The organism is Acidaminococcus sp. (assembly GCF_050873445.1).
Classification (GTDB): domain Bacteria; phylum Bacillota; class Negativicutes; order Acidaminococcales; family Acidaminococcaceae; genus Acidaminococcus.
The window spans coordinates 57273-64330 of sequence record NZ_JBNMIU010000007.1; the positions used below are offsets into that span (position 1 = coordinate 57273).

Here is a 7058-nt window from a genome sequence, read left to right on the forward strand (position 1 = left end):
AAGTCCTGCTAGTCAAAGCACTTTGAAAGCAAGAGGGACAAATAGCGTCCATGGGTTGTAAAAAATGTCCTGCGCTGTCATAATATAGATAAGGGAATTCCTAAAGACAACCCATACACTGATTATATAGAAAGAGCGGTGAATCGATTATGATTAAAATCGGAATCAACGGATTTGGACGTATCGGGCGTTTCGTACTGCGGGTGGCAGAACAGCGGGATGACATCCAGGTAGTTGCCATCAATGATCTTCTGCCGCTGGACTATATGGCTTATTTGCTGAAATATGATTCGGTGCACGGCCGCTTCCCCGGCAGTGTCGAAATCGATGAAAAAGACGGGGATCTGGTAGTAAACGGCCGCAAGATCCGTATTACGGCGGAAAAAGATCCGGCTGGCCTGGCCTGGGACAAAGTGGGTGCAGACTATATAGTAGAATGTACAGGCCGCTTCCTGACCAACGAACTGGCTTCCAAGCACCTGGAAGCAGGGGCCAAATATGTGGTGTTGTCCGCTCCCTCCAAAAAGGGCGCTGACGGCAAGCAGCCGGATATGTACGTCATGGGCGTGAATTCCGACACCTACCATGGCGAAAAAATCGTTTCCAACGCTTCCTGCACCACCAACTGCCTGGCACCGGTAGCCAAGGTATTGAATGATGCCTTCGGCATTGAATCCGGACTGATGACTACAGTACATTCTATTACCGCTACCCAGCATACAGTGGATGGCCCGTCCGTGAAGGATTGGCGCCGCGGCCGTGCTTCCGCCTGCAACATCATCCCCTCTTCCACCGGGGCTGCCAGGGCTGTGGGCAAAGTCATTCCGGAATTGACCGGCAAACTGACCGGTATGAGCATGCGGGTGCCGACACTGGATGTATCAGTGGTCGACCTGACCGTGAACCTGAAGAAGCCGGCTGCCTACGATGAAATTTGCGCCGCCATGAAAAAGGCCTCCGAAACCAATCTGAAAGGAATCCTGGCTTACACCGATGAAGATGTGGTATCTTCCGACTTCTTGGGCTGCCCCTATACTTCCATCTTCGATGCCAAGGCAGGTATTGCCCTGACGGATCACTTTGTGAAGGTGATCGCCTGGTACGACAACGAATTCGGATATTCCAGCAAGGTGCTGGATCTGATTGCCTCCATGGATAACTACAATCAGACACATTGATTGTACCGAAAACAGGAATCTCTGCAGCGGTTCCTGTTTTTCGCTGACATGCTCAAGTCACTGACCGATGGTAAAGATTTGCCATCGGCTGCTTTTATTGGTAAAATAGTTCTATTATATTGAAGAAAAGGAAGTACCCATACATGACTGCTTTGACTGATGCCTGGGAGAATCGGGCTGAAATTTCGCTGGCGGAGCTGGCAAAGCTGCCGGCCGACCAGGTCTATCTGATGGATATTCGGGACGAGGCCGCTTTTGGCCGGGGATCCCTGCCCGGTGCTGTGAATCTGAACCCGCTGGATCTGCAGCAGGGTGCTGTGGATCTGCCAGAAGACAAACTGCTGGTGTGCATCTGTATGTGGGGCAAGGTCAGCCTGGGGCTGGCGGCCAATCTGCGGGATCAGGGCTATACGGCTGTTTCCCTTACGGGCGGTTACTCTCTGTGGCTGCAGCGGAAACTGGAAAAAGATGCGGCGTTGGCGGCAGAGGATGCCAACCGGCTGAAACGGATCGAGACTTCTCTGCGCCGGAAATACAAGCGGCGGATCCTGAGCAAATTCGTCCAGGCCATCTGCGACTACGACATGCTCCAGCCCGGGGATAAAATTGCTGTGTGTATTTCCGGTGGCAAGGACTCCATGCTCATGGCCAAATGCTTCCAGGAGCTGAAACGCCATAACAAGTTCCCTTTTGAACTGGTGTTCCTGTGCATGGACCCGGGGTATAACGAAATGAACCGGAAGGTCATCGAGGAAAACGCCAAGCTGCTGCAGGTTCCCCTTACTTTCTTTTCCACGGATATCTTCGAAAATGTGTTCCATGTGGAGGACAATCCCTGTTATTTATGCGCCAAGATGCGCCGTGGATACCTGTACCGCAAGGCACGGGAGCTGGGCTGCAACAAGATTGCCCTGGGGCATCATTTCGATGATGTGATCGAGACCAACCTGATGAGCATGCTGTATTCCGGAGCCATCCGCACCATGCTGCCCCGGCTGAAAAGTACCAGCTGCCCGGAGATGGAACTGCTGCGGCCTCTGTACTACGTGCGGGAAGCGGACATCAAAAGCTGGCGGGATGAGAACAGCTTGTACTTTATCCAGTGCGCCTGCAAGTTCACGGAAACCTGTTCCACCTGCCATACGGACGGAACCACTGATTCCAAGCGGCTGGAAGTGAAGAAACTGATTGCCAGACTGGAGGCGGATAATTCCCAGGTACCCGCCAACATTTTCCACGCTCTGGAAAACGTGAACCTGGATACAGTGCTGAAATACAAGCAGCACGGGAAGGAACATAGTTTTTTGGAAGAATTTGAATAAAAAACAGGAGCTGCCAGATGACAGCTCCTTATTTATTGCTTTATTGCCAGCATTGACTGGATTCCTTCAGCTAATAATCAGTGACTGGCCGTCAGGCCATGCAGGTCGTACAATTTTTCGTCTGGGGAACCAGCAGTTTCCACAGACAGCCTTCCAGCACGACCCCTTCATGGGGATCTGTCCCTGCTTTCAAGGTAGTATCGATGACGAAACTCAGAAAATCGGAAGCTTCCTGGACGCTGCGGGTCAGATCCCGGCCGTTCAGCAAATAACCTGCCAGGGCACTTGTGAACACATCCCCTGTACCACAGGTGGCAAAGGGCTGTTTGGTGACCCAATAGGATTCCGGGAACAAGGAATTTTTTTCCATGCTGGCAATGCGGATTTTACCTTCGCCGCAGGGGACACTGGTTACTACCACAGCTCGTGGCCCCAGCTTCAGTAGTTTTTCACACAGGGTATCCAGATCGTCGTCCGTAGGGGCATCCGTTTTATAGGGTGTACCCGTTAACAGGCAGGCTTCCGTGTAGTTGGGGGTAATCACGCCGGCTCTGGCTACCAGCTTCTTCATGGCTTCCACCATGGTTTCGTCGAATACCGGGTACAAATTCCCATCGTCCCCCATGGCCGGGTCTACAATCACCAGCTGATCGTCGGCAGCGAACCGGTCGATGGCGGAAATCACAGCTTCCACCTGGTCCGGGCCGGCCAGGAAGCCGCTGTAGATGGCATCGAAGGGCAGCTGCAGTTCCTGCCACTGATCCATATAGCCGGGCATCAGATCCGTCAAATCCCGGGAAACAAACTTTCCGTAAGTCAGGTTGTTGCTGTAAAGAGCCGTCGGGAACGGGCAGACCTGATTCCCCATGGCGGAAAGCACCGGGATGGCAGCTGTCAGAGAACAGCGGCCGAAAGAACAAAGATCATGGATGGCCAGGACACGTTTTATTTTCATGGGTATAATTCCTCCTTAAAGGCATTTTCCTTTATTATATCATGGGATTTACCTTACCAGAATTCTATTTTGATTATAGCCAGCAAAGCTGGTATCTTTTGGTCAGAGGCCAGAGCCAATTTATTGATTTTTCCTATTAAAGTAGTCGATCATCTGGGGAGACAGATTGATGTGCAGAGTACCCATGGCGTAGCAGGCCAGTTTATAGGGCGGATAGAGCAAGGCGATAGCGCCGCCACCCAGCATGTAGTAGTTGCTGGAAATCTCGATGGTGGAAGTGTATCGGCCCGTGGCAAAGGTTTTCTGCAGGGGTATCCTTTCCCCCCTGCTGTTGATGATGGGTTGGTTCAGTACGGTCATCTTATCTTCCGGGCGGAGCTTTACAAAATACGAAAGTGGCAGCTTTTCCCCGGTGATCTTGCTGTAGTTTACGCCGTAGGTATTGGTGTACCCGTGGGCGGCCCCCTGGTTAAAGCGATAATCCTGCAGGGTCAGGGAAATCACCTGGTCATCTTCGTAGCGAAGCTTGTAGGAAAAATCCCCTTTGCGAAACTTCCCTGTCTTATACTGGGTCAGGAAGTTGTCCACGTATTTTTGGATATCTTCATTGATGGCCGTCTGGGCGGCTGCATTCTTCTCTACGGCTACCACCGGGTAGCGCATCTTATAATTGATGGCTGAAGAAGTCTTTTCGTGGACGCTGGCCGCAGCCAGTCCGGAAATGGAAAGAATGCCTGCCAAAACCAGTCCAAATAAAGTCTTACATTTCATAAAGGTCACCTCCAGAGAGTTTGTTAATTTGATGTATTTTCTTACTTTTCAGTATAGCACAAGTCCGGAGAATATAATATAAAATGATATACTGATCAAAGGAATCAGCCATTACAGGCCAGGGATGGGCGCACCGGGCGACACGGTTTCACCGGTCTTGGTGCACCCCTACGAAAACATGGATAAACGGTCCTGGACAGGCGCAGCAGAGCATTTTTCCCTACAGCGGTTGAGCAGAAATGCAGGGAATGCCTCAAGATCAGAAAGCGGCCCAAGAGACCGGGTTCCCCTCTTTTTGGATCAGTTCTAACAGATCGTCTGCCTGCAGCCAGACTGTGGCCGTGTTGTCGTTGGGGTGGATGCCGATTTTATGCCCGGCAAACTCCTCGTCCATATAGAAATGGACCTGATTCCCCTTATCGTTCAGAAGCCCCAGGGGCGTGACGGAACCGGGAGTCAGGCCCAGGATGTCTTGCAGGTCTTCTGCAGAGGCAAAGCACAGGGGCCGCAGGCCATGTTCTCTACGGAAGGTTTTCAGTTCCACCCGCTTCTCGCCTTTTACGGTGATCAGAAAATAGTTGCGCTTTTTGTCATCCCGGATGAACAGATTTTTGGCCATCCATTCCGGGTAAGGCAGTTTGGCCGGGTCCAATTCTCCCATATGGAAGACGGCCTTGTGTTCCGTCACCTCATAAGGGATATGGTGTGCTGTCAGGTATTGGTAGATTTCTTTTTTATTCATGATTCATACTCTTGAAAAACGGACAGGAAATTTCTCTGTACAGGTCTTCAGGTTCCGAATCTGTTCATCCAGATCCGTTTCCGTCAGCTGTTGCCTGAACGTTACGCAAATAGATAAAAAGGAGCTGACAGACCTGGGAACGGTCGTCCCTTATGGGCCGATCCTACAGATACAAGTCGTACATTCATTACAAAACGATTAAATGGTGACTCGCCCCTGTATTTTGGGTGTGATATCGTATTTTTGTACCTTATTGCTTTGCTGCTTTTTTCTTTTTGGCAGGTTTCAGCACTTCCTTGACCCATTCGAAGAAATTCACGTTGGGAAGCCACAGGAACAGGTTGCTTGAATAGATGCTTTCCAGTTCACTCAGGGTATAAGGCTCATAGTACGCCGGCTCCCTGTCACTAAGAAAGTTGAAAGAGCCACTTTTCTCTGTGATAAATTTTCTGAACGTGGTGGCTTTATACTCTTTTTTCAAAGCTTCCACCAGCTTCTGGGCCTCGTCCCATTTTTCCAGTCGATAATACAGCAAAGCCATAGGAAGTTGGAACCAGCCGGACTCTTTTTCGTCAGAGAACTGACGCATCAGTTTCCGGGCATTGAATTCGTCTTCTGCGTAGACATACAGGGCCATCAGATCATACCGGATTCCCAGATTGTCCATCTTGTTCAGCTTCAACATTTCTTTGGACACCGCAATGGCCTTCTGGATCATGAAATTATCTTTCAACCCTCCTAGATACATGGAAAGAGTCCGCATATAGGGACGGGTTTCCAGCACCTGATAGAAATCACCCATGGATTCTTTGTACAGCTTCCGTTCCTGCAGGTCCTTTTTGCCCAGGGCCAGCAGGTCTTCAAGCTCTTTCAGAATCTGGAACGATTTCTTGTGGCTGTCCAGCAGCATCAGCTGGGCCAGTACATCCAGATTCTTCGGCTCCAGCTTTCGTGCGTTTTCCAGGTATTGGCGTTCTTCCTTTTTTGTCCGGGCATTTTCGGCCAGCTCCATCCAGTCATAGACGTTCCGGGCATTTTCCGGTGTAAGCTCCAAATAATCCGGCTGGGAAGTCTGGACATCCTGATACTGTTTCATATATTCAGCCACGAGGGCATTCATTTCTTCTGGAGATTCCGGTTCCTTCCCTTTCATCTTTTCCCTGATGTACTTAAGACATTCCTGCAAGGCTTGTTCCGTTCTCATGGTCATAGTATCCACCCCATCCCCAAAAATTATTCGATTGTATTATACCATGGAATTACCAATCTACAGGGATTAGTACGGAAATATATAGTGTGCGATACATGGTAGGGACGGCCCCCATAAGGGACGTCCAGAGCATTTACAACAGCAGTTCCCGGGCATCGGGATCGGAGGGATCCTGGGTGCCCAGCTGCCCCCGGAACGCCCGGGCCAGGATACTTTTCTTGAGCAGGTTGATTTGGGAAAGGGCAGATTGAGCTGCTTTCTTAATAGCATCTTCCCTATGGAATAACGATATCAGCTCTTTTGAAACTTTATGTTGTACTTCTAAGGGTGGTAAGATTATCCATATTTTATTTAAATTGCTTACTGCTAAGCCCGGTTGTGCGGTCGAGGTTGCATATTGATTTAAATTTAAATAAGTAAGGTAGTAATAGGTCCAAATAGCGTCAGACGGAATTTTATCAGTCACAACAACAGCATGTTCTGTAGCATAGAATTCACCATCTGCCATATTTACGTTCCCACAAAGAGCACCTTGTCTACCTATGATCGGATGAAGCCCTTTTCTATTAGGAGCTTGAACATATCCACGAATTCCGTTTCCACCATAACAGGGATATGAATGAAGAGAATCTTTCTTTTCATTGATTTCTTTGGCTTTTATATTTTTCCCAGCCTTTAAATCATAAGCGTCTCCTAAAGAAACTTTCTTCCATCCCTCCGGCACGAACTCCGTTCCTTCTATACTGTACCCATAAGTATGGACACTTTTTAAGAGTAGTACCTACCCACAAAATTGGACAGCCTACAATTTGAATCCTTTAAAATTGACGTGTTCATTTTAGACCCAACCTATTGAACACAATCATGTGTATGTGGTATC

General features: G+C 49.4%; 7 protein-coding genes. 2 read left to right on the forward strand and 5 right to left on the reverse strand.

Annotation, left to right across the window (positions count from 1 at the left end; genetic code table 11):
* Positions 1-149: 149 nt before the first annotated feature.
* Both gap and ACR0QW_RS02395 read left to right on the forward strand, forming a co-directional pair.
* Positions 150-1178 (forward strand): type I glyceraldehyde-3-phosphate dehydrogenase, encoded by a 1029-nt coding sequence (gene gap, locus ACR0QW_RS02390; RefSeq protein ID WP_432642129.1) that lies wholly within the window; start codon positions 150-152, stop codon positions 1176-1178.
* A 143-nt stretch (positions 1179-1321) separates the two neighbouring features.
* On the forward strand, positions 1322-2500 hold the full coding sequence (locus ACR0QW_RS02395; protein WP_432642130.1) for an ATP-binding protein: 1179 nt from the start codon (positions 1322-1324) through the stop codon (positions 2498-2500).
* A 91-nt stretch (positions 2501-2591) separates the two neighbouring features.
* Here the strand turns inward: ACR0QW_RS02395 and ACR0QW_RS02400 are convergent, their stop codons facing one another.
* The 5 genes from ACR0QW_RS02400 to ACR0QW_RS02420 all read right to left on the reverse strand — a co-directional run bounded on the left by ACR0QW_RS02400 (position 2592) and on the right by ACR0QW_RS02420 (position 6902).
* Positions 2592-3455, reverse strand: a complete 864-nt coding sequence (locus tag ACR0QW_RS02400) for a pyridoxamine kinase (protein ID WP_432642131.1) — start codon at positions 3453-3455, stop codon at positions 2592-2594.
* Positions 3456-3575: 120 nt separating this feature from the next.
* Positions 3576-4226, reverse strand: coding sequence for a PdaC/SigV domain-containing protein (locus tag ACR0QW_RS02405; RefSeq protein WP_432642132.1), 651 nt, complete (start codon positions 4224-4226; stop codon positions 3576-3578).
* 259 nt (positions 4227-4485) lie between these two features.
* Positions 4486-4968 carry a prolyl-tRNA synthetase associated domain-containing protein gene (locus tag ACR0QW_RS02410; RefSeq protein ID WP_432642133.1) on the reverse strand — a complete coding sequence of 161 codons (483 nt, stop codon included), beginning with the start codon at positions 4966-4968 and terminating at the stop codon, positions 4486-4488.
* Positions 4969-5218: 250 nt separating this feature from the next.
* Positions 5219-6172 carry a hypothetical protein gene (locus tag ACR0QW_RS02415; protein WP_432642134.1) on the reverse strand — a complete coding sequence of 318 codons (954 nt, stop codon included), beginning with the start codon at positions 6170-6172 and terminating at the stop codon, positions 5219-5221.
* A 139-nt stretch (positions 6173-6311) separates the two neighbouring features.
* A complete protein-coding gene (locus ACR0QW_RS02420; RefSeq protein WP_432642135.1) occupies positions 6312-6902 on the reverse strand; it encodes a restriction endonuclease subunit S in 591 nt (196 codons plus the stop codon).
* Positions 6903-7058 lie beyond the last annotated feature (156 nt).

What these genes read in the sequence shown, in the direction of transcription:
- gap (WP_432642129.1), top strand. Translation starts at nt 150, where the DNA reads ATGATTAAAATCGGAATCAACGGATTTGGACGTATCGGGCGTTTCGTA.
- ACR0QW_RS02395 (WP_432642130.1), top strand. Translation starts at nt 1,322, where the DNA reads ATGACTGCTTTGACTGATGCCTGGGAGAATCGGGCTGAAATTTCGCTG.
- ACR0QW_RS02400 (WP_432642131.1), bottom strand. Translation starts at nt 3,455, where the DNA reads ATGAAAATAAAACGTGTCCTGGCCATCCATGATCTTTGTTCTTTCGGC.
- ACR0QW_RS02405 (WP_432642132.1), bottom strand. Translation starts at nt 4,226, where the DNA reads ATGAAATGTAAGACTTTATTTGGACTGGTTTTGGCAGGCATTCTTTCC.
- ACR0QW_RS02410 (WP_432642133.1), bottom strand. Translation starts at nt 4,968, where the DNA reads ATGAATAAAAAAGAAATCTACCAATACCTGACAGCACACCATATCCCT.
- ACR0QW_RS02415 (WP_432642134.1), bottom strand. Translation starts at nt 6,172, where the DNA reads ATGAGAACGGAACAAGCCTTGCAGGAATGTCTTAAGTACATCAGGGAA.